The sequence below is a fragment of the Pseudomonas oleovorans subsp. oleovorans genome (assembly GCF_002197815.1).
In the GTDB taxonomy this organism is placed as follows: Bacteria; Pseudomonadota; Gammaproteobacteria; order Pseudomonadales; family Pseudomonadaceae; genus Aquipseudomonas; species Aquipseudomonas oleovorans.
Genome location: NZ_NIUB01000044.1, coordinates 13713 through 35514, shown reverse-complemented (window position 1 = coordinate 35514; position 21802 = coordinate 13713). Strand labels below are relative to the sequence as shown.

The following is a 21802-nucleotide window of genomic DNA, read 5'->3' as shown; positions in this document are numbered from 1 at the left end:
ACGCGCCCCCCCCCTGTAGGAGCGGCGCCCCGCCGCGAACAACGGCTGCCCCACAAATATCGAGCCGGCCTCAACAGCTTCGCCCCGAGGCGGGGCTCCCACGCCAACCCAGCAAACGACGCGACCCCTGTAGGAGCGGCGCCCCGCCGCGAACAATGGCGGCTATCCCACAATCCCGAGCGCAACCCCAAAGCTTCGCCCCGAGGCAGGGCTCCCACACCAGCCCAGCAAACGACGCGCCCCCCTGTAGGAGCGGCGCCCCGCCGCGAACAATGGCTGCCCCACAAATATCGAGCCGGCCTCAACAGCTTCGCCCCGAGGCGGGGCTCCCACGCCAATCCAGCAAACGACGCGCCCCCCTGTAGGAGCGGCGCCCCGCCGCGAATAGCCATCACCCTGCAATACCGAAGCAATAGCTAAAGGCTGCGCCCAACTGCCCTCATATCCACACCGCATCCCAATGCGGATAATCACCCACTCGCTCCACGAGCCCGGCTCTCAAGGGGTTCGACACCACATATCTCGCCACACTCCGAACATCCTCCTCCCGGCGCAACGCATGATCATGAAAGCCTTTCTGCCATATCGGCTTGCCCAGGCGTTTGGCAGATATTGATTTAATTCTCCCCACTAATCTGGGCAGGGTTTCATTTTGTAATTGCAATAGCCAATGCAAGTGATCCGGCATCACGACAAAACAAAGCGTCTGGTGAGAGCCAAGCAACTGATCTTGACGAATGACCCGTATGAGCGTGCGCGCCGCTGAAAAATCAGCAAAAACAGGCAGACGACCATTGGTTACGGTGGTGACAAGATAGATTTGTCCGCTACTGGACCAGCGTCCGTCGCGAAGTCTGTGTGAGGCGTAGCGTTTCTCTGTCATCGGATTCCCTTCCGCAGGAGCGTCTAATTCCAGTTTAGACGAGTGTGGTTTTGGGAAAAACTTCGCCCCGAGGCAGGGCTCCCACACCAACCCAGCAAACGCCACCGCCCGCGTAGGAGCGGCGCCCCGCCGCGAACAATGGCTGCCCCACAAGTATCGAGCCGGCCTCAACAGCTTCGCCCCGAGGCGGGGCTCCCACGTCAATCCAGCAAACGCCACCGCCCGCGTAGGAGCGGCGCCCCGCCGCGAACAGTGGCGGCTATCCCACAATCCCGAACGCAACCCCAAAGCTTCGCCCCGAGGCGGGGCTCCTACGCCAACCCAGCAAACGCCACCGCCCGCGTAGGAGCGGCGCCCCGCCGCGAACAGTGGCGGCTATCCCACAATCCCGAACGCAACCCCAAAGCTTCGCCCCGAGGCGGGGCTCCCACGCCAGCCCAGCAAACAACGCTCCCCTTGTAGGAGCGGCGCCCCGCCGCGAACAATGGCTGCACCACAAGTATCGAGCCGGCCTCAACAGCTTCGCCCCGAGGCGGGGCTCCCACGCCAATCCAGCAAACGACGCGACCCCTGTAGGAGCGGCGCCCCGCCGCGAACAATGGCTGCCCCACAAGTATCGAGCCGGCCTCAACAGCTTCGCCCCGAGGCGGGGCTCCTACGCGAACCCAGCAAACGCCACCGCCCGTGTAGGAGCGGCGCCCCGCCGCGAACAATGGCTGCCCCACAAGTATCGAGTCGGCCTCAACAGCTTCGCCCCGAGGCAGGGCTCCCACACCAACCCAGCAAACGACGCGACCCCCTGTAGGAGCGGCGCCCCGCCGCGAACAGTGGCGGCTATCCCACAATCCCGAACGCAACCCCAAAGCTTCGCCCCGAGGCGGGGCTCCCACACCAACCCAGCAAACGCCACCGCCCGCGTAGGAGCGGCGCCCCGCCGCGAACAATGGCTGCCCCACAAGTATCGAGCCGGCCTCAACAGCTTCGCCCCGAGGCGGGGCTCCCACGTCAATCCAGCAAACGCCACCGCCCGTGTAGGAGCGGCGCCCCGCCGCGAACAATGGCTGCCCCACAAATATCGAGCCGGCCTCAACAGCTTCGCCCCGAGGCGGGGCTCCCACACCAGCCCAGCAAACGACGCGGCCCTGTAGGAGCGGCGCCCCGCCGCGAACAGTGGCTGCCCCACAAGTATCGAGTCGGCCTCAACAGCTTCGCCCCGAGGCGGGGCTCCCACACCAGCCCAGCAAACGACGCGGCCCTGTAGGAGCGGCGCCCCGCCGCGAACAATGGCTGCCCCACAAGTATCGAGTCGGCCTCAACAGCTTCGCCCCGAGGCGGGGCTCCTACGCGAACCCAGCAAACGCCACCGCCCGCGTAGGAGCGGCGCCCCGCCGCGAACAATGGCGGCTATCCCACAATCCCGAGCGCAACCCCAAAGCTTCGCCCCGAGGCGGGGCTCCTACGCCAACCCAGCAAACGCCACCGCCCGCGTAGGAGCGGCGCCCCGCCGCGAACAATGGCTGCCCCACAAATATCGAGCCGGCCTCAACAGCTTCGCCCCGAGGCGGGGCTCCAACACCAACCCAGCAAACGCCACCGCCCGCGTAGGAGCGGCGCCCCGCCGCGAACAATGGTGGCTATCCCACAATCCCGAGCGCAACCCCAAAAGCTTCGCCCCGAGGCGGGGCTCTCACGCCAATCCAGCAAACGCCACCTCCCGTGTAGGAGCGGCGCCCCGCCGCGAATAGCCATCACCCTGCAATACCGAAGCAATAGCTAAAGGCTGCGCCCAACAGCCCTCATATCCACACCGCATCCCAATGCGGATAATCACCCACTCGTTCCACGAGCCCGGCTCTCAAGGGGTTCGACACCACATATCTCGCCACACTCCGAACATCCTCCTCCCGGCGCAACGCATGATCATGAAAGCCTTTCTGCCATATCGGTTGGCCCAGGCGTTTGGCGGAAATGGATTTGACCCTGCCCACCAAGCGGGTCAGGTCCTCATTCTGTAGTTGCAATAGCCAGTGCAGATGATCAGGCATCACGACAAAGCAGAGCGTTTGATGCGATCCAAGCAACTGATCTTGACGAATGACCCGTATGAGCGTGCGCGCTGCTGAGAAATCAGCAAAGACAGGGATGCGACCATTGGTTACGGTGGTGACAAGATAGATTTGTCCGCTACTGGACCAGCGTCCGTCGCGAAGTCTGTGTGAGGCGTAGCGTTTCTCTGTCATCGGATTCCCTTCCGCAGGAGTGTCTAATTCCAGCTTAGACGAGTGTGGTTCTGGGAAAAGCTTCGCCCCGAGGCGGGGCTCCTACGCCAACCCAGCAAACGCCACCGCCCGCGTAGGAGCGGCGCCCCGCCGCGAACAATGGTGGCTATCCCGCAATCCCGAGCGCAACCCCAAAGCTTCGCCCCGAGGCGGGGCTCCCACACCAACCCAGCAAACGCCACCGCCCGCGTAGGAGCGGCGCCCCGCCGCGAACAATGGCTGCCCCACAAGTATCGAGTCGGCCTCAACAGCTTCGCCCCGAGGCGGGGCTCCCACGCCAACCCAGCAAACGACGCGACCCCTGTAGGAGCGGCGCCCCGCCGCGAACAATGGCTGCACCACAAGTATCGAGCCGGCCTCAACAGCTTCGCCCCGAGGCAGGGCTCCTACGCCAACCCAGCAAACGCCACCGCCCGCGTAGGAGCGGCGCCCCGCCGCGAACAATGGCTGCCCCACAAGTATCGAGTCGGCCTCAACAGCTTCGCCCCGAGGCGGGGCTCCCACGCCAGCCCAGCAAACGACGCGACCCCTGTAGGAGCGGCGCCCCGCCGCGAACAATGGCTGCCCCACAAATATCGAGCCGGCCTCAACAGCTTCGCCCCGAGGCGGGGCTCCTACGCGAACCCAGCAAACGCCACCGCCCGCGTAGGAGCGGCGCCCCGCCGCGAACAATGGCTGCCCCACAAATATCGAGCCGGCCTCAACAGCTTCGCCCCGAGGCGGGGCTCCCACGCCAGCCCAGCAAACGACGCGACCCCCTGTAGGAGCGGCGCCCCGCCGCGAACAATGGCTGCCCCACAAGTATCGAGCCGGCCTCAACGGGTTCGCCCCGAGGCAGGGCTCCTACGCCAACCCAGCAAACGCCACCGCCCGCGTAGGAGCGGCGCCCCGCCGCGAACAATGGCTGCCCCACAAATATCGAGCCGGCCTCAACAGCTTCGCCCCGAGGCGGGACTCCCACACCAAACTGCAAAACAACGCTCCCCTTGTAGGAGCTGCGCCCCGCAGCGAATGGCGGCCATTCCGCAATACCGAGCCCATACCCAAAAGCTTCGCCTCGAGGTAGACCTCCTACGCAAAGCCCCCCGTTATCACAACTAACCACAAAACTCGCTAACACCTTGTTTTTTAGGCTGTTCAAAAGCTGATCAGCATGCTAAAACCGATCCATCGAGTCTTCTAGCCGCTTGAAAAAGAAGGGAAAACCATGACCAAGTCGGAGTTGATCGAAAGAATCGTCACCCACCAGGGCCAGCTTTCCTCCAAGGATGTCGAGTTGGCCATCAAGACCATGCTGGAGCAAATGTCCCAGGCGCTGGCCACGGGAGACCGTATCGAGATTCGTGGCTTCGGCAGCTTCTCGCTGCACTACCGCGCGCCGCGCGTTGGGCGCAACCCAAAAACCGGCCAGTCGGTACGTCTGGATGGCAAGTTCGTACCACATTTCAAGCCGGGCAAGGAGTTGCGTGATCGGGTCAATGAGGATGAGTAAGCAGGTATAGAGCCCTTTGCTCGTGCCGCGTGCCTTGTTAGATGGCAATCTGACATAAGGCGCCTCTCGTACTTGCGAAATTACAGAAAACGGTCAAAATGTGTGGGCTTTCACAAAGCATCTGGTTGCTACGCTTTCAGCTGGTTGAACTCACCAGTTTTATCTGGGTAGCCATCCACATTACTGGGCTGAGTCCCTTTAAATTTCGCCAGCGTTAGGGATTGACTCGTGCGGTACCCCTCCATTGTTCATCATGGCGCCGTAACGGGTGTGACGGGCTCTTGCCATCAGCTACAGATGGATCATGAGCATGCGTTGCTAATTGACTGTGGCCTATTTCAAGGCGCGGAAACCTCTCCAGAAGGCCGTGCGAATGCCGGTAACCTCGCCATCGATTTTTCCCTAGATGGTATCAGGGCTCTGGTCGCAACCCATGTCCATATCGACCATGTGGGTCGCATTCCCTATCTGTTGGCGGCTGGGTTCAAAGGCCCGATCCTCTGCAGTGAGCCTTCGGCCAAGCTGTTACCTATCGTTCTCGAAGATGCCTTCAAGCTTGGTTTTAGTCGCGATCAGAAACAAGTCGAGCGTTACCTCAAGCTAATCGAGCAGCGCATCGTCGCTTTGCCCTACAAGCAATGGTTCAGCTTGATCGACACGCCACAACTCAACGCGCGGATTCGTCTACAGCGTGCTGGCCATATTCTTGGTTCGGCCTACGTCGAGGTAGACCTGCACTACCCCGAGACGGGCGAGAAGAAGCGCATCGTGTTTTCCGGCGACCTTGGCGCTCCCCATGCGCCAATCCTGCCGGCGCCGAAAGCTCCCTACAAAGCCGATGTTCTGGTTATCGAAAGCACTTACGGTGATCGCCTGCACGAAGACCGCCGCAGTCGGCGTAAGCGACTGGAAAAAGTGCTCGAACACGCGCTGAGTAACCAGGGCACAGTGCTGATACCCGCCTTCAGTATTGGTCGCACTCAAGAGTTGCTCTATGAGCTGGAAGACATCATCCATCGCAGAGCGCTGAAAGAATCTGCCAAAGGTCAGTCAAGTGCTTCAAAACCGGGCACCAGCAAAGCTGCAGCGCTCGACTGGACGAATCTGCCCATCATTCTCGACTCTCCGCTGGCCAGCCGTTTTACAGCGGTATACCGCGAGCTCGATCACTTCTGGGATGCAGAGGCGAGGGCGCTTTTAGCCAAAGGCCGTAACCCACTGGCTTTTCGTAACCTGCTTACGGTCGACAGCCACCAGGCACACCTGGCCATGGTCAATCGCCTGACGCAAACCACTCAGCCGGCTATCGTTATAGCCGGCAACGGCATGTGCTCCAGCGGGCGTATCGTCAACTACCTAAAAGCGATGCTGGGTGATGAGCGGCATGATGTGCTGTTCGTCGGCTACCAGGCCGAGGGTACACCGGGACGACAGATCCAGCGTTTTGGCCCGCGTAGTGGCTATGTGGAATTTGACGGGCAGCGCTATGACATTCGCGCTCAGGTGCATACCATGGGCGGCTATTCAGCTCATGCCGACCAAGCCGGGTTGCTCAAGTTCGTAAGCGGTATGCGCAACAAGCCCGGAGAAATTCGTATCGTGCATGGCGAACCAGATGCCAAGCGAGAGCTCGCACGGATGTATCGGGCTTTATATGCACAAGCAGGATGTCCGCTCAACGTAGTAGTTCCGGGTTAAACCCGTGCGTTTTGCAGGCACTTACCAGGTGCCAGCAAGAGCAAACACCAACGTTTTTCAATGATGATTAGACCTCGGAGATAGTGTGAGTACCGAACCCGCAAAGCCCTACGAGCCCACAGCAGATGAAATCGATCTCGTGGAACTGTTCCAGAAACTCTGGCAACAGAAGTACCTGATCATTGCCTGTACGCTTGCCGTAGCGATCTGTGCTGCAGGCTACGCTTGGCTTGCCACGCCTCACTATCAGGTGCAAAGCATGCTACGACCGGCACCGTTGAAAGAGCTGGATGAACTCAATAGTACGGGCGTATACAGCTTAACGCCTGAAGAAGCACTGCAGCGCGTAGGTGCAGCACTGGACTCCTACAGTTCACGCTTGCAGTTTTTCCGAGACAATCAGGCTTTATTTGAACCGCTAAAGAAGGGTGATAAGAGCCTTGAGCAGGCATTTGAGGATTTTAATGGCGAAAACTTCACCTTGTTGCAGCCGGATCCAAAGAAAACCAACAACCTTTCGCCTTATGTAGGGCTGCGTCTTGAATACCCTGACTACTTAGATGGCGTGACCATTCTCAATGGTATGGTCGAGCAAGCCATCAGCGATGAGCGCCGCCGTGTAGCGCTGGATCTTGAGGGGGTAATCCAGAATCGTCTGAACAAGATCGAACGACAAATGGCGGCTGCGCGTGCCAGTTATGAGGCCGGGAAAGAAGCCGCCATTGCCAAGCTGAGTGAAGATGACAAGCTCCAGATTGCCATTTTGCAAGATGAGCTCAAAGCGCTCAGAGCTGAGCTGCGTACTCATCGACAGAACCGCATTGCCCAGCTCGACGAGGCTATTGCCATCGCCAAATCACTTGGTATTTCCAAGCCGACCAATCCCACGTCCTTGGGCGATGTCGATGCAGCGGCAGGGCAGGGTAACGTTTTCCGTACAGAAGTGATCAGCCAGCAGTTCCCCCTGCACTTCATGGGCACTGAAGCCCTGGAGGCCGAGCGCAATATCCTGCTCAAGCGTCGTTCGGATGATCACACCGAGCCGAAAATCGCTACAATCCAGAATAAACTGCAGATGCTCGAGCACAACCGCCAGATCGAGATGATGCAGAGCAGGGAGAATGAAGACCTTTTCCTGGCCAAGTTGGCAGAGATGCGTGAGGAGGCGGCTCGTTTAAAGAGTATCCAGCTTAATCTTGAACAGCTGAACCTGGTGCGTATCGACCAGCCGGCTATCAAGCCACTTAAACCCATCAAACCCAAGAAAATGCTGATCGTGGCAATTGGCTTGGTGCTGGGCGGCATGCTTGGCGTATTCGTCGCGCTGATCCGCATCGTATTTACCGGGAACCGTACGCGAAGCGCCTGATTCACGTATTGCCCTGCTGCATGGCAATGCAGGGTGTTGCTGCACTCGATCGAGAAGAATTACTCACCGTGACCACGCTAACCTGCTTCAAAGCCTACGACATCCGCGGCCAGCTCGGCGCTGAGCTCAATGAGAACATCGCCTACCGCATTGGTCGTGCCTATGCGCAGTTCCTCGATGCCAAACGCATCGTGATCGGTGGCGATATGCGTCTATCCACTGCAGGCCTCAAGCAGGCTCTGGCCAATGGCCTTATGGATGCTGGCTGTGATGTGATCGACCTTGGCATGACCGGTACCGAAGAAGTTTATTTCGCTGCCTTTCACCTCGATGTGGATGGTGGCATCGAGGTAACCGCCAGCCACAATCCCATCGACTTCAACGGCATGAAGCTGGTGCGTCGTGGCGCCCAGCCGATCAGTGGTGACACCGGCCTCAAAGATATTCAGGCTCTGGCCGAGGCAGACAACTTCGCACCGGTCGGCAAGCGCGGCAGCCTGGCCCGCCAATCATGCCAGGACGCTTACATCGAACACCTGCTCGGCTATATCAGCCCTGCTGATCTTCAACCGCTCAAGCTGGTTGTCAATGCCGGCAACGGCGCTGCGGGGCACGTGATCGATGCGTTGGAGCAGCGCTTCAAGGCCTTGGGCGCGCCGGTTGAGTTCATCAAGGTACATCACCAGCCCGATGGCAGCTTCCCTAATGGCATCCCCAACCCCATCCTGCTGGAAAATCGCGCCGCAACTGCCGATGCGGTCAAAGCGCATGGCGCTGACATGGGCATCGCCTGGGACGGCGACTTCGACCGCTGTTTTCTGTTCGACGAGAGTGGCGCGTTCATCGAGGGCTACTACATCGTCGGCCTGTTGGCCGAAGCCTTCCTCAAGAAGGAGCCAGGCGCCAAGATCATCCACGACCCGCGCCTGACCTGGAACACCATCGATATTTGCGCACAGCATGGCGGCCAGGCCATCCAGAGCAAAACCGGCCATGCCTTCATCAAGGAACGCATGCGCAAGGAAAACGCCATCTACGGTGGCGAGATGAGCGCCCACCATTACTTCCGCGACTTCGCCTACTGCGACAGCGGCATGATCCCCTGGTTGTTGGTGGCTGAGCTAATGAGCCGCCAGGGCAAGAAACTCTCCGAACTGGTAGGCAAGCGCATGGCTGCCTACCCCTGCAGTGGTGAGATCAACTACACCGTCAGCGATGCCAAAGCCGTACTCGCCGCCGTACAGACGCACTATGCAGTGCATAATCCCAAGGTGGATAGCACCGATGGGCTGAGCCTGGAGTTCGATGACTGGCGGATGAATATTCGTGCTTCGAATACCGAGCCGCTGCTGCGGTTGAATATTGAGAGTCGCGTCAACCCTCAAAGGGTAGAGCTACAACGTATAGTCATCGAAGGACTCATCACGCAATGAAGTACCTCGTCACCGGCGGTGCTGGCTTTATCGGCTCTGCAGTCGTTCGCCACATTATTAACAACACCAGCGATTCAGTCGTAAATCTCGACAAACTGACTTACGCAGGCAACTTAGAAAACCTAACAGAAGTCAGCAACAGCGAACGCTACGCTTTTGAACAAGTCGATATCTGCAACCGTGCTGAACTAGACCGTGTATTCGCTCAACACCAGCCGGATGCCGTTATGCACCTGGCCGCAGAAAGCCATGTAGATCGCTCAATCGACGGCCCAGCAGCGTTTATCGAAACCAACATCGTTGGCACTTACACATTGCTGGAAGCCGCCCGTAATTACTGGCAGCAACTGGAAGAACCCCGCAAAGCCGCCTTCCGTTTTCACCACATCAGCACCGACGAAGTATACGGCGACTTACCCCACCCCGATGATTTGGAAAGCGATGAACCTGTGGGAGCGGGCCATGCCCGCGACAATGGTACTAAGTTACCGTTGTTCACCGAAACCACCCCCTACGCGCCCAGCAGCCCTTACTCAGCCAGCAAGGCCAGTTCTGATCACTTAGTACGTGCCTGGCGGCGTACCTACGGCTTTCCAACCATCATAACCAACTGCTCTAACAACTACGGGCCATACCATTTTCCTGAAAAGTTAGTGCCGCACGTCATTCTCAACGCACTGCATGGCAAGCCGCTGCCCATTTACGGCAAAGGCGACCAAATCCGTGACTGGTTGTATGTAGAAGACCATGCCCGTGCATTGTATTTGGTGGTAACAACAGGCCAGATCGGCGAAACCTACAACATTGGCGGCCATAACGAGAAAAAAAACATCGAAGTAGTAAAAACCATCTGCGCGATTTTGGAAGAACTGGCGCCTATCCAGCATTCAACACTGAACATTCAAAATTATGAAAGCCTGATGACTTTCGTAAAAGACCGCCCCGGCCACGATCGCCGCTACGCCATCGACGCCAGCAAAATTGCCGATGAACTGGGCTGGCAACCAGAAGAAACCTTTGAAACCGGCTTACGTAAAACCGTAGAGTGGTATTTAAACAATGAACAATGGTGGCAGCGTGTACTCAACGGCGACTACCAACTAGCACGTTTAGGAAACAAATAATGAAAGGCATCATCCTCGCTGGCGGCTCTGGCACCCGTTTGTACCCCATCACTATGGGCGTATCCAAACAACTGCTGCCGATTTACGACAAACCCATGGTCTACTACCCGCTGTCGGTACTGATGCTGGCCGGTATCCGCGACATCCTCATTATTACCACACCGGAAGATCAGCCTGCGTTTGAACGCCTGCTGCAAGACGGCAGCCAGTTTGGTGTAAACCTGTGCTACGCCATACAGCCAAGCCCCGATGGCCTAGCTCAAGCTTTCATTATTGGCGAAGAATTTATCGGCACAGACGATGTGTGCCTGGTACTGGGCGACAACATCTACTACGGCCAGGGTTTTACCCCAAAACTGAAAGAAGCGGTTAAAAAAGCCAAAGAAGGCAAGGGCGCAACCGTATTTGGTTACCAGGTAAAAGACCCGGAACGTTTCGGCGTGGTGGAATTTGATGCCAACATGAAAGCCGTTTCCATCGAAGAAAAGCCTAAACAGCCCAAGTCCCACTATGCAGTAACCGGCCTGTATTTTTACGATAATCGCGTCATTGAAATTGCCAAAAACGTAAAACCCAGCGACCGTGGCGAGTTGGAAATTACCTGCGTTAACAACGCCTATCTGGATTTAAACGAACTGAACGTGGAACTGCTGGGCCGTGGCTTTGCCTGGTTAGACACCGGCACCCACGAAAGCTTGCTGGAAGCCGCGCAGTTTGTAGAAACCATTGAAAAGCGCCAGGGCTATAAAGTGGCCTGTATTGAAGAGATTGCGTTCAACAATGGCTGGATGAGCAAAGAACAGCTGCAACAAGCCGGTAAGTTAATGAGCAAAAACAGTTATGGTCAATATCTGCTGGCCGTTGCCAACGGTGAAGTATGAGCAATAAGCCCATTTATGTAACACAACCTTATTTACCACCACTGGAAGAGCTTGTGCCGTATCTGGAGCAGATTTGGCAAAACAAAGTGTTGACGAATGGCGGCCCGATGCACCAGCAGTTAGAGAAAGAGCTGGCAGAGTACCTGGGAGTCAACCAAGTGGTGCTGTTCAATAACGGCACCAATGCTCTGTTAACCGCATTGCAGGCGTTAGACTTAAGCGGCGAGGTGATTACCACCCCGTACTCGTTTGTTGCGACCACCAACTCCTTGGTGTGGAACAACTTAACACCGGTATTCGTCGATATAGACCCAGTAACCCTGAATCTTGACCCGGCCAAAATCGAAGCTGCCATAACCGACAAAACCACCGCCATTATGCCAGTGCATTGCTACGGCAACCGGTGCGATGTACAGGCCATTCAGGCGATAGCCGACAAGCACGGCTTAAAGGTATTGTACGATGCGGCCCATGCATTTGGTGTGCAAGACGAAGGCGGTAGCATTCTTCGCTATGGCGATTTAAGCGTTCTTAGCTTTCATGCAACTAAAGTATTTAATACTTTTGAAGGTGGGGCTGTAATCTGTCACGATGAAGAAACTAAACAACGGATTAACAAGCTTAAAAATTTCGGCATAGTTGATGAGATTACAACTACTGATGTCGGAATTAACGGGAAGATGAGCGAAGTAAACGCTGCGTTTGGTTTACTGCAACTCAAGCATATTCAAACAGCGTTAGCAGCCCGGCAGGCTGTTGATGAGTTTTACAGAGAACATTTAGCCAATATTCCCGGTATCAACATTCTGACCAGCACTGCAGAAACCGTACGCAACTATTCGTACTTTCCGGTATTGGTGACGGAAGAATACCCACTGAGCCGTGACGAATTATACGAAAAGCTTAAGCAAAACAATGTTTTTGCCCGTCGTTATTTTTACCCGCTAATCAGTCACTTCCCAATGTACTCCGGTTTGAGTTCGGCTAACGCCAAAAACCTGAGTGTGGCAGAAGATGCGACTAACAAAGTTTTATGCCTGCCAGTGCACGCAAGCCTGGCTGAAGAAGATTTGTACCATGTTGTACAAACCATTAAAGGTGAAAAATGAAAAAAATCCTGTTCCTGGGTGGCGCACCAACCCAAATACCACCACTGAAATATGCCCGCGAGCAAGGCTATTATGTAATTACTTGTGACTATTTGCCTGAGAATCCGGGTCATAAACTGGCAGATGAATACCATAATGTTTCGACCACTGACAAAGAAGCCGTGTTGAAACTGGCAGAGCAGCTGAAAATTGATGGCATTGTTGCTTATGCATCAGACCCCGCAGCGCCTACAGCAGCCTATGTAGCAGAAAAAATGGGTTTACCGGGTAACCCTTATAAGTCGGTAGAAATTTTAGCCAGAAAAGATTTGTTTCGTGCGTTCCTTGCTGAGAACGGCTTCAACGTCCCACGCTCACAATCATTTTATACATTGGACGAAGCTAAGGCATGGCTTGACGAAATCGGTGTGCCAGCATTCATAAAGCCGGTGGATTCTTCAGGCAGTAAAGGCGTTACTAATCTTAAGAATAAAGATCATTTGGCTGAAGCATTTCAGCATGCACTGCAATTTTCCAGAGAGAAAAAAGTAGTGGTTGAGGAAGCCATTGTTCGCTCGGGGCATCAGGTGGCGGGCGATGGATTTATTGTTGATGGTGAGTTGGTGTTCCGTTGTTGGGCAGACGAAAACTTTGATGATCTTTGCAACGGCTTGGTGCCAATTGGTCAGTCGTTTCCTACATCCCACCCTAAAGAATGGTTGGATATTGCCCATGCAGAGTCTCAACGGCTGCTAACATTGCTGGGTATGAAAACAGGTGCATTAAACTTCGATTTCCTATTCGATCAGGATGGAAAATTCTACTTCCTAGAATTAGGGCCACGTAATGGCGGTTGTCAGATTCCAGAGGTTATTCGTTATTCGACCGGTGTTGATTTGATCAAGTATACAGTCGATGCCGCTATTGGACTCGATTGCAGTAGCCTGAGTATGACACCAAGCAAAGGCTATTGGTCAAGCTATATGCTTCATTCTCTGCAAGATGGTGTATTTAAAGAAGTTTACCTTTCAGACCGGGCGAAGAAATACATAGTAGAACAAGATATCTATGTTAAACCCGGTGATAAGGTATTTAAGTTCACCGGATCGCACCATACGCTCGGAACTATGATTTTGCAGTATTCAACATTGGAAGAAATGATGGATATGCTTGATCATATGGAGAATGATATCCGTGTTATTACAGAGTGACGCCATTGGTGGTTATTTTTCTTTAGAGCTGCCAAAATCTAAACAACATTACCATCCTGATTTGCTGAATTTCCAGTCTGCCCGCGCGGCTTTCTATGCTCTGCTGGAAGCTGGTTTGCCCAGTAAAGTATGGATGCCATATTATATTTGTGATTCCATGCTGTCGCCTTTGCATGAGCTAGGCGTACCAGTAAGCTTTTACTCACTGAATTCAGATTTTTCAATAAAGGATGACATTGAATTGTTGGATTGTGAGTGGATTCTCTATGTGAATTACTTTGGTATATGTGGCGCAGAGCAAAATCGACTCTTAAGTAAGTATCCTAAAGAACAGCTTGTGTTTGACCACTCTCAGGCGTTTTTTCAAAAGCCTTTGGATTGTTTAGCGACTATTTTCTCCCCCCGAAAATTTTTTGGTGTACCAGATGGGGGGGGGCTTTCAACACAGCTGAAATTACGGAATGGTCTTGCCCGGGATGAATCAAGCTATGACAGAACTAAACACCTTCTGAAACGTGCATGCTTTACACCTGAAAAAGGTTATGCTGATTATCAAGTGGCTGAATCGACCCTGCAGAATTGTCAGCCAAAGGGTATGTCCGTTTTTACCGATCATTTGTTAAAAACCATTGACTACACGACTGTAAAAGATCAGCGTAATAATAATTTCTGGTACTTACATGAAGCGTTGGCTTCAGTGAATAAAATTCAGGTAGATAGAAAGTATGTAGATGGGCCAATGGTGTATCCATTCCTCACGGATAATGCTTCTCTGAAATCTGAGCTTATCCAAAGAAGGATATTTATTCCCACATACTGGCCTGAAGTTGAGCAGCGTAGTAATTCAGGCATGTTTGAGCACAAGCTGCTGGCTGGTCTTAATGCATTACCCTGTGATCAACGGTATTCGGTTAAAGAAATGGATGAGATATTAAAGGTTGTTAGTAATGGCTGAGCTATCAGAATTATATTGCCTGCGCGAAATATCAAAAAAAGATGTTTCTGTTATAAATAGTTGGCGTAATGATCGATCTGTTGTTTCCTCTTTAGGTGCGCCTTTCAGGTATATCGATATCTCTATCGATGAGCGATGGGTGGATAATTACTATTCAAATAGATCCGGTGCAGTTCGGCTTTCAATCTGTGATAAACACACAGATACGGCAGTTGGTGTAGTCTATCTTCTGAATATAGATTGGGTTGCTCGTAATTGTGAGTTTGCAATAATGATTGGTGATGTAAGTCATCAAGGGCGTGGTGTTGGAGAATATGCAACCAGGTTGGCAATCCAACATGCTTTTAATGATCTAAATTTGCACCGTGTTTATCTTACCCTGCTGGAAGAAAACACGCGTGCTTTTAAGTTATATACAAAGGTCGGTTTTAAGAAAGAAGGCTTGCTGCGCCATGCTGTATTTAAAAATGGTCAGTATTTGAATTTAATTCAAATGTCTGTGATTTCAGAAGAGTTCTGCGTTGAGTAAGCTACGCAAAAACATCATCGCCAACTACGCCAGCCAACTTTACTCTGCCGGCATTGGTATTTTAATTCTGCCCCTTTACATAAAGTACATGGGGGCAGAAGCCTATGGCCTAGTAGGTTTTTTTACCATGTTGCAGGCATGGTTTGCGCTGCTCGATTTAGGCTTAACGCCAACCATTGCACGCGAGACGGCCCGCTATCATGGTGGTTCGATGTCGGCATTGCACTACCGACAGCTTTTCCGTGCACTCAGTACCATTTTTGTCGCTATAGCAGCCATTGGTGGTACGGCTTTGTGGCTATTAGCAGAACCCATTGCTTACAAATGGCTCCAGGTTGAAACCCTTAGCATGAATGCGGTTGTAATGGCCGTCCAGATTATGGCCGTTAGTGTTGCTTTACGTTGGCTGGGGGGGTTGTACCGAGGTGTTATTACCGGTTCTGAACGCTTAGTGTGGTTGAGCGGCTTCAATGCGATCATTGCAACGCTGCGCTTTCCGGCAGTATTTATCACCATGTGGCAGTATGGTTTTACACCAACGGTATTTTTCTGGCATCAACTCGCGGTGGCCATTGTGGAAGTGCTCGGGCTGTACCTGATGAGTAACAGGCTTAAGCCTGTCATCACCAAGGGTGAAATTATCGGTTGGAGCATACAGCCTGTTAAACCTGTGCTGAAGTTTGCATTAACCATAGCCTTTACGTCATCGGTATGGGTTTTGGTAACACAAACCGACAAGCTGATTCTTTCCGGCATTTTACCGTTGGCTGAATACGGCTTCTTTACCCTGGCTGTGCTGGTCGCCAGTGGAATTATGATTCTGAGCGCTCCGGTAAGCACCGTCATTATGCCCCGTATGGCCAGGCTCCATGCCGAAGGGAAGCATGATGAGATGATTCAGGTCTACCGCAATGCGACACAGTTAGTGAGTGTGGTTGCGGGTTCCGCCTCGCTTACTATCGCATTTTTTGCCGAGCCATTGCTCTACGCATGGACGGGCGATAAAGAAATCGCCAGCAATGCCGCCCCGATTCTCACGCTTTATGCACTCGGTAATGGCGTATTGGCTGTATCCGCATTTCCATACTACCTGCAATACGCCTTAGGAAACCTACGCTACCACCTGATAGGAAATCTGGTAACCGTAGTCACGCTTATCCCCGCTATCATCTGGGCAGCATCAGAGTATGGTGGTGTAGGTGCAGGCTGGGCGTGGCTGGGTATTAATAGTTTGTACTTAATACTTTGGGTTGGGTATGTGCATCATAAATTACAGCCAGGAGTACATGTGGGCTGGTTGGTTAAAGATATTGCAGGTATTTACGCGCCAGTCATACTGCTTCTGTTTCTGGCGAGTGCTTATATGAGTTATCAAACACGGCAAGAAGCATTCCTTGTCGTGGTTGTGTTTTCTTTTTTTGCCATTTTCGTCGGCACAGTTTCATCTTCAGTAGCCCGCAAAGTGCTTAACCATAAATTATTTGGCGTTAAATCATGAGTTCAGATATCAAGGTGTCGGTATGTGTTGTTACATACAATCAAGAAAAATACATTGCCGAATGCTTACAAAGCCTAGTGGACCAGGTAACGGATTTTCCTTTTGAGATTATAGTAGGTGAGGATTGCTCTACTGATAGAACCCGTGAAATAGTATTGGAGTTCCAAAAAAAATATCCAGATATTATTAAGCCGTTACTCCATGTAAAAAATGTAGGTCCAGTTGGAAATATTGTTGCAAGCTATAAACAGGCAAAAGGCAAGTATATAGCTCATATGGATGGCGATGATTTAGCCTTGCCTGGAAAGCTTCAGGTACAGTCTGATGTGCTAGATGCAAATAGCGATTGTGTTATCTGCTCCCATGATATGAATCTTATTAGATTGGATGGTGTTGCTATAAATAAAACATTTAAAAAGCATGAGAAAATTAAAAATACTATATTCGATCTTTATGAAACACTTCCATTTTTTGCGCATTCATCAAAGATGTTTGTAAACGATCTTGGTAAAAAGTTTTGGTGTCAGTTGCATCCTCAGGCGTTAGATATTGAGGTGCATGCTCAGCAGGCGAAGTGTGGATATATTTATCATATTGATAAAGTTTTTGGGGTTTATAGGGTTGGTTCTGGAGTCTCTGTAAATGCAGTATCTTCAGTCAATCCATTAATAGTGGCTGGTAACGAAAGGGTTTTTATCGATGCGCTAGCTACTTATAAGGAGAAAACTCTTGCTTTAAAAGGCTGCTATGCAAAGTCGCTTATGAATTTTGCCTACCAGTCAGCCATATTTGGTGATGAATGTGGTTATGTTGCTTATATACGAAAATCCGTGTCAATTAAGTTGTTTTCGGCTACACAGTTCATCATGTTTATATTATCATTGTTACCGAGAGTAGCCGTTTTGTTTTCAAAGAAAAGAAATGAAGTTAGGTTTAAATAGGCCTTATATGACTATTAATCCGGTTGTGCTGTTGTTTTTTTTGTATGCTTCAGCTAATTCGTATGCATTTTATTTGCTCATAGCAAATGGTGGGTTCAGTGTATTTGGTGAGTTTTTTTTAATCGATAGTGCAGTTTCAATTTCGGTATTTTTAATTCAAATTTTTTTGTTGTTATTTTTTTTGGTTTTATACAGATTTTTTGCTCAAGCTGGCAGACCACGGCTGGAGTTGAAAAATAAATATGGTTATTTCCTTTTGTTTGTTACGTTCGCATTTTTTTGTTTTAATCAGGTAACGGGGGCAGGTAGAGCGGGTACCGGTTTTTCATTCGAGGGTGGAAGCATCTTAAATATAATCTTTGTTTTGCTTCAGCCGGATTTATTATTTTTTTTTATTGCGCCTTTTTTGAGGTCAAATCGTTTATTTTATATTGTCACTTGTGTTTTTTTTATCTCGTTGTTGTCTCGCGGTTGGATGGGTTCTGTTTTGTTCTTATTTGTTGTTTATCTTGTCAGGTTTTATCCGGTTAGAATAACTGCGCGAAATTTTATTTATCTTGCGTTTTTAGGTTTTTTTGTTGTGATGTCTTTGCCATTTCTAGATGGCATTAAGTGGGGTATGCGATCTGGCATGTCGTTGTCTGAAGTTTTCAACCAAGTTTTGAGTGGCAACTATTTTGATATTTTGTTGGTTGTTTTAGAGTCTGTTGTTAGTAGGTTTCAGAATATCAATTATGCTGCTTACGCTCTTCAGAATAGTGAGTTCTTTCATGTCTCATTGCTGCAGGGTGATTTTTTATGGTTTTTCCAAGATGGTATTATTAATTCTATATATTGTAAATTAAATTCTTGTGCCGTAGATTTGAATTTGTTTTCTGCCGAAACGTTATATGGTGAAACGGGGCTGACTTGGAATATTGATCCTGGCTTATCTGGCTGGATTTCCGTTCTGTATGAGTACGTGGTTTTTTTCTTTCTATTTATGTGCTTTTTGCTCCTATTGTCTTATCGTGCTTTTTCAAGGCTATATGGCCTCCAGGGATCTTTGTTGTTAGGTTGTTTTGTCTATATTTATCTTTTCCATGGCTGGCTAGGTGCTTTTTATAACTTGGTTCTGTATGGTTTGTTCTTTTATTTGTTTGTTAGGGTGAAGGTTTTTAAGGGGGTCCCGGTATATGAATAAAATTATTTTTGTAATCACCGGGCTAGGCATGGGTGGTGCTGAAAACCAAGTGGTTAGCCTAGCAGATAAATTTGCAGAGAAAGGTTTGGATGTAACCATCGCTTATATGCTTGAGCCTGTAATGGTCGAGCCTAAAAATAAAAATGTGAAGTTGGTTTGGCTTGGTGGCACCAAGTCTCCATTCGGTATCTTTACTGCGTTAAAGAATCTTGTAAAGCTGATTCGGAAAAATAAACCGGATGTGGTGCATAGCCACATGTACCACGCTAATATCCTTGCTCGTGTCGCTCGTATATTCGTCCATTTTCCAAAGCTTGTTACCACAGCTCACAGTAATAACGAAGGTGGCAAGGCCAGGATGCTAGCTTATAGGTTGACTAATCAACTTTCCGATGTGTTTACCAATGTAAGCTACGATGCAGTTCACTCTTTTGAAGAAAAAAAGGCAGTCAGTAAAGGTAAAATGCTTGCAGTTGGTAATGGCATTGATGTGGCATATTTTAAGTTTTCGTCTGATGCTCGAATGAAAATTCGTAACGAGCTTGGCTTGGCAGAAAAGAAGGTATTTATTGCTATTGGCAGATTTCATAACGCAAAGGATTTCCCAAATCTTATCAATGCATTTGCTAAGGTTGTTTCACGTTCTAAAGATTGTCATTTGTTGATTGTTGGTGATGGTGAGTTACGCTCTGTTATTGTGGCAAAGATAGCTCAGCTTGATTTACAGAAGTCAGTTACGTTGCTTGGTTTGCGTAAGGACATACCTCAGCTGCTTTCTGCTGCTGATATTTACGTAATGTCGTCGGCGTGGGAAGGCTTACCTTTGGTCATTGCAGAGGCAATGTCTGTTGAACGTGTCATTGTAGCAACTGATTGTGGTGGTACAGCTCAGCTTATCGGTGAGGCTGGTTATTTAGTACCACCACGGAATTCGAGTGCTCTTGCTCAAGGTATGTGCAATGCACTGGCACTTTCTGAAGTAGAAGCAGTTGAGCTTGGACAAAAAGCCAGGCAGAGGATTGTGGAGCACTTTAGTCTGGATGCTGGAGTGCAGAAGTGGTTGGCTATTTATGGAATGGCAAATGCCGAATAAGGTTGTTTTGCTTGGTACTGTTGCGGCGTCCACTATAAATTTTCGTGGTGATCTTATCCGTACCCTTGTTGCAGAAGGTCACGATGTTTACTGCTTTTGTACCGATTTTGATGATGATTCTGAATCGATCATTGTAGGGATGGGTGCGAAGCCTGTTACTTATCGTTTAAGCCGTGCAGGCATGAATCCCTTTGCTGATTTGAAAACCATTTCAATACTTAAAAAGTTACTTAAAGACATTAAACCAGATATTGTGCTTTCCTTTTTCGTAAAGCCTGTTATTTGCGGTTCTATTGCCGCCAGGTTGGCTGGTGTTAAGCACCGTTATGCAATGCTGGAAGGGCTTGGCTATGTTTTTACAGATCTCCCTTCTGGCTTAAGTTTCAAGCAAAAAATACTACGTAAAATTCAGGTTTTTCTTTATCGATTAGCGCTGCCTTGTATTGATAAGCTTATTTTCCTTAATCATGATGATCCTGCTGATTTGTTGGAAAAGAACAATCTGAAAGCTAAATCGGTCCATGTTTTAGGTGGTATTGGCTTAAATCTACAGGATTACCCCTTCACACCAGCGCCTGTTGACCCTGTACGCTTTTTGTTTATTGGCAGGTTGTTGGCTGAGAAAGGGATTTTTGAATACGTCGAAGCTGCTCGTTTGGTTAAGAAGCAACATCCTGCTGCTGAGTTTGTTGTATTGGGTGGTCTCGATGAAGAGAACCCCGGTGGTCTTAAGCGTGAAGCGCTGAATCAACTACTTGCCGAAGGCATTATTGAATACCCTGGGCACGTTAGTAACGTACCTGACTGGATTGCAGGTTCTAGCGTGTTTGTACTGCCTTCGTATCGGGAAGGTATGCCACGCAGTACCCAAGAAGCCATGGCCATGGGGCGCGCTGTAATTACTTCCGATGCGCCGGGTTGTCGTGAAACGGTCGAACAGGGTGTTAATGGCTTTATCGTTCCACGCTGGAATGTTCAGGCATTGGCAGAGAAAATGATTTACCTTATTGAAAACCCGTCTGAAATTACTCGTATGGGGAATGAAAGTCATCGTATTGCTGTCGATAAATTTGATGCCAACAAAGTAAATCAGCGGCTTATGGAAATATTAGAGTTAAAAACATCATGACTATTCTCGTTACTGGTGGAGCCGGCTACATTGGTTCTCACACCTTGGTTGAGCTTGCCTCTGCCGGGTTTGATTTTGTTGTATTGGATAACTTATGCAACTCATCTTCCGTGTCGTTGCAGCGAGTCCAGGCCATTACCGGTAAGTCAGTTGACTTTGTGCATGGCGATATTCGTGATTCCGATCTGTTGCAGCAGGTGTTTGCGCGTTACCCCATTAATTCGGTGGTGCATTTTGCTGGCTTGAAAGCTGTGGGTGAAAGTGTTGCGCAGCCGTTGCGTTATTACGATAATAACGTACACGGTAGTCAGGTGTTGTTGCAGGCAATGGCTGATGCGGGTGTGTTTAACATTGTGTTCAGCTCTTCGGCGACCGTATATGGTGACCCGGCTGAGATGCCGATTTCTGAGCAGTGTCCGGTTGGCCGCCCAACGAATCCGTACGGTCGGTCAAAGTTGATGGTGGAAGATATTCTGCGTGATTTAGCGCTGTCAGACCCGTGTTGGCGGGTGGCTGTATTGCGCTATTTTAATCCGGTGGGTGCGCATGAAAGTGGCACCATAGGGGAAGACCCGAACGGCATTCCGAATAACCTGTTGCCTTTTATTACCCAGGTGGCCGTGGGCAAGTTGCCTCAATTGTCGGTCTTTGGTGGCGATTATCCAACGCACGATGGTACCGGTGTGCGTGATTATATTCATGTGGTCGATTTGGCTCAGGGCCATGTGGCGGCACTACGGTACTTGCAGGAGCATGCCGGTGTACACACTTGGAATTTGGGTACCGGGCAGGGTTACTCGGTACTGGATATGGTAAAGGCGTTTGAAGCGGCTAGTGGTGTGCAAGTGCCTTATCAGCTGGTAGATCGTCGTGCGGGGGATATTGCGGTGTGTTATTCCAACCCGTCTAAGGCATTGGCTGAGTTGGGCTGGCAGGCGCGGTTGGGGTTAGAGCGGATGATGGCGGACTCTTGGCGTTGGCAAAAGAATAATCCCAATGGTTACGGGAGTTAACCA

The 21802-nt window shown here is 50.9% G+C and carries 18 protein-coding genes; 16 read left to right on the top strand and 2 right to left on the bottom strand.

What is annotated here, in order from left to right:
- Nucleotides 1-439 precede the first annotated feature (439 nt).
- Together PSOLE_RS20250 and PSOLE_RS20245 are read right to left on the bottom strand one after the other, a co-directional pair.
- The gene (locus PSOLE_RS20250) at nt 440-883 is read right to left on the bottom strand and encodes an REP-associated tyrosine transposase (RefSeq protein WP_084344094.1); all 444 of its coding nucleotides are present in this window, start codon (nt 881-883) and stop codon (nt 440-442) included.
- A gap of 1796 nt (nt 884-2679) precedes the next feature.
- Nucleotides 2680-3123 (bottom strand): REP-associated tyrosine transposase, encoded by a 444-nt coding sequence (locus PSOLE_RS20245; RefSeq protein ID WP_084344095.1) that lies wholly within the window; start codon nt 3121-3123, stop codon nt 2680-2682.
- Nucleotides 3124-4369: 1246 nt separating this feature from the next.
- On the opposite strand from PSOLE_RS20245, the gene ihfB reads away from it, so the two are divergent.
- The 16 genes from ihfB (at nt 4370) to galE (ending at nt 21799) form a co-directional block, all read left to right on the top strand.
- The gene (ihfB, locus tag PSOLE_RS20240) at nt 4370-4654 is read left to right on the top strand and encodes an integration host factor subunit beta (RefSeq protein ID WP_003243558.1); all 285 of its coding nucleotides are present in this window, start codon (nt 4370-4372) and stop codon (nt 4652-4654) included.
- Nucleotides 4655-4882: 228 nt separating this feature from the next.
- Nucleotides 4883-6352, top strand: a complete 1470-nt coding sequence (locus PSOLE_RS20235) for an MBL fold metallo-hydrolase RNA specificity domain-containing protein (RefSeq protein WP_074859162.1) — start codon at nt 4883-4885, stop codon at nt 6350-6352.
- Between the two features lie 85 nt (nt 6353-6437).
- Nucleotides 6438-7721 carry a Wzz/FepE/Etk N-terminal domain-containing protein gene (locus PSOLE_RS20230; protein WP_074859164.1) on the top strand — a complete coding sequence of 428 codons (1284 nt, stop codon included), beginning with the start codon at nt 6438-6440 and terminating at the stop codon, nt 7719-7721.
- A 26-nt stretch (nt 7722-7747) separates the two neighbouring features.
- Nucleotides 7748-9154 carry a phosphohexomutase domain-containing protein gene (locus PSOLE_RS20225; RefSeq protein WP_074859167.1) on the top strand — a complete coding sequence of 469 codons (1407 nt, stop codon included), beginning with the start codon at nt 7748-7750 and terminating at the stop codon, nt 9152-9154.
- Nucleotides 9151-10278 carry a dTDP-glucose 4,6-dehydratase gene (gene rfbB / locus PSOLE_RS20220; protein WP_074859171.1) on the top strand — a complete coding sequence of 376 codons (1128 nt, stop codon included), beginning with the start codon at nt 9151-9153 and terminating at the stop codon, nt 10276-10278. Before PSOLE_RS20225 ends, rfbB begins: the two co-directional genes overlap by 4 nt.
- The gene (rfbA, locus tag PSOLE_RS20215) at nt 10278-11159 is read left to right on the top strand and encodes a glucose-1-phosphate thymidylyltransferase RfbA (protein WP_074859175.1); all 882 of its coding nucleotides are present in this window, start codon (nt 10278-10280) and stop codon (nt 11157-11159) included. The genes rfbB and rfbA overlap by 1 nt, the downstream gene beginning before the upstream one ends.
- Nucleotides 11156-12268 carry a DegT/DnrJ/EryC1/StrS family aminotransferase gene (locus tag PSOLE_RS20210; protein ID WP_074859179.1) on the top strand — a complete coding sequence of 371 codons (1113 nt, stop codon included), beginning with the start codon at nt 11156-11158 and terminating at the stop codon, nt 12266-12268. The genes rfbA and PSOLE_RS20210 overlap by 4 nt, the downstream gene beginning before the upstream one ends.
- Complete coding sequence (locus tag PSOLE_RS20205) at nt 12265-13458, top strand: ATP-grasp domain-containing protein (RefSeq protein ID WP_074859182.1); 1194 nt, start codon at nt 12265-12267, stop codon at nt 13456-13458. Before PSOLE_RS20210 ends, PSOLE_RS20205 begins: the two co-directional genes overlap by 4 nt.
- On the top strand, nt 13442-14413 hold the full coding sequence (locus PSOLE_RS23945) for a hypothetical protein (RefSeq protein WP_139204980.1): 972 nt from the start codon (nt 13442-13444) through the stop codon (nt 14411-14413). The genes PSOLE_RS20205 and PSOLE_RS23945 overlap by 17 nt, the downstream gene beginning before the upstream one ends.
- Complete coding sequence (locus tag PSOLE_RS20200; RefSeq protein ID WP_074859188.1) at nt 14406-14942, top strand: GNAT family N-acetyltransferase; 537 nt, start codon at nt 14406-14408, stop codon at nt 14940-14942. The genes PSOLE_RS23945 and PSOLE_RS20200 overlap by 8 nt, the downstream gene beginning before the upstream one ends.
- The gene (locus PSOLE_RS20195) at nt 14935-16440 is read left to right on the top strand and encodes an oligosaccharide flippase family protein (RefSeq protein ID WP_074859191.1); all 1506 of its coding nucleotides are present in this window, start codon (nt 14935-14937) and stop codon (nt 16438-16440) included. Before PSOLE_RS20200 ends, PSOLE_RS20195 begins: the two co-directional genes overlap by 8 nt.
- A complete protein-coding gene (locus PSOLE_RS20190; RefSeq protein ID WP_074859194.1) occupies nt 16437-17381 on the top strand; it encodes a glycosyltransferase family 2 protein in 945 nt (314 codons plus the stop codon). Before PSOLE_RS20195 ends, PSOLE_RS20190 begins: the two co-directional genes overlap by 4 nt.
- A complete protein-coding gene (gene wzy, locus PSOLE_RS23940; RefSeq protein ID WP_139204982.1) occupies nt 17362-18564 on the top strand; it encodes an oligosaccharide repeat unit polymerase in 1203 nt (400 codons plus the stop codon). The genes PSOLE_RS20190 and wzy overlap by 20 nt, the downstream gene beginning before the upstream one ends.
- Entirely contained in the window at nt 18557-19657 is a 1101-nt protein-coding gene (locus PSOLE_RS20185) for a glycosyltransferase (RefSeq protein ID WP_074859201.1), read from the top strand. The genes wzy and PSOLE_RS20185 overlap by 8 nt, the downstream gene beginning before the upstream one ends.
- The gene (locus PSOLE_RS20180; RefSeq protein WP_074859204.1) at nt 19647-20786 is read left to right on the top strand and encodes a glycosyltransferase family 4 protein; all 1140 of its coding nucleotides are present in this window, start codon (nt 19647-19649) and stop codon (nt 20784-20786) included. Before PSOLE_RS20185 ends, PSOLE_RS20180 begins: the two co-directional genes overlap by 11 nt.
- Nucleotides 20783-21799, top strand: coding sequence for a UDP-glucose 4-epimerase GalE (gene galE / locus PSOLE_RS20175; protein WP_074859206.1), 1017 nt, complete (start codon nt 20783-20785; stop codon nt 21797-21799). Before PSOLE_RS20180 ends, galE begins: the two co-directional genes overlap by 4 nt.
- Nucleotides 21800-21802: the final 3 nt, after the last annotated feature.

Coding starts and splice junctions, on each gene's coding strand:
- PSOLE_RS20250 (WP_084344094.1), bottom strand. CDS start 883: ATGACAGAGAAACGCTACGCCTCACACAGACTTCGCGACGGACGCTGG.
- PSOLE_RS20245 (WP_084344095.1), bottom strand. CDS start 3,123: ATGACAGAGAAACGCTACGCCTCACACAGACTTCGCGACGGACGCTGG.
- ihfB (WP_003243558.1), top strand. CDS start 4,370: ATGACCAAGTCGGAGTTGATCGAAAGAATCGTCACCCACCAGGGCCAG.
- PSOLE_RS20225 (WP_074859167.1), top strand. CDS start 7,748: ATGCAGGGTGTTGCTGCACTCGATCGAGAAGAATTACTCACCGTGACC.
- rfbB (WP_074859171.1), top strand. CDS start 9,151: ATGAAGTACCTCGTCACCGGCGGTGCTGGCTTTATCGGCTCTGCAGTC.
- rfbA (WP_074859175.1), top strand. CDS start 10,278: ATGAAAGGCATCATCCTCGCTGGCGGCTCTGGCACCCGTTTGTACCCC.
- PSOLE_RS20210 (WP_074859179.1), top strand. CDS start 11,156: ATGAGCAATAAGCCCATTTATGTAACACAACCTTATTTACCACCACTG.
- PSOLE_RS20205 (WP_074859182.1), top strand. CDS start 12,265: ATGAAAAAAATCCTGTTCCTGGGTGGCGCACCAACCCAAATACCACCA.
- PSOLE_RS20200 (WP_074859188.1), top strand. CDS start 14,406: ATGGCTGAGCTATCAGAATTATATTGCCTGCGCGAAATATCAAAAAAA.
- PSOLE_RS20190 (WP_074859194.1), top strand. CDS start 16,437: ATGAGTTCAGATATCAAGGTGTCGGTATGTGTTGTTACATACAATCAA.
- wzy (WP_139204982.1), top strand. CDS start 17,362: ATGAAGTTAGGTTTAAATAGGCCTTATATGACTATTAATCCGGTTGTG.
- PSOLE_RS20185 (WP_074859201.1), top strand. CDS start 18,557: ATGAATAAAATTATTTTTGTAATCACCGGGCTAGGCATGGGTGGTGCT.
- PSOLE_RS20180 (WP_074859204.1), top strand. CDS start 19,647: ATGCCGAATAAGGTTGTTTTGCTTGGTACTGTTGCGGCGTCCACTATA.
- galE (WP_074859206.1), top strand. CDS start 20,783: ATGACTATTCTCGTTACTGGTGGAGCCGGCTACATTGGTTCTCACACC.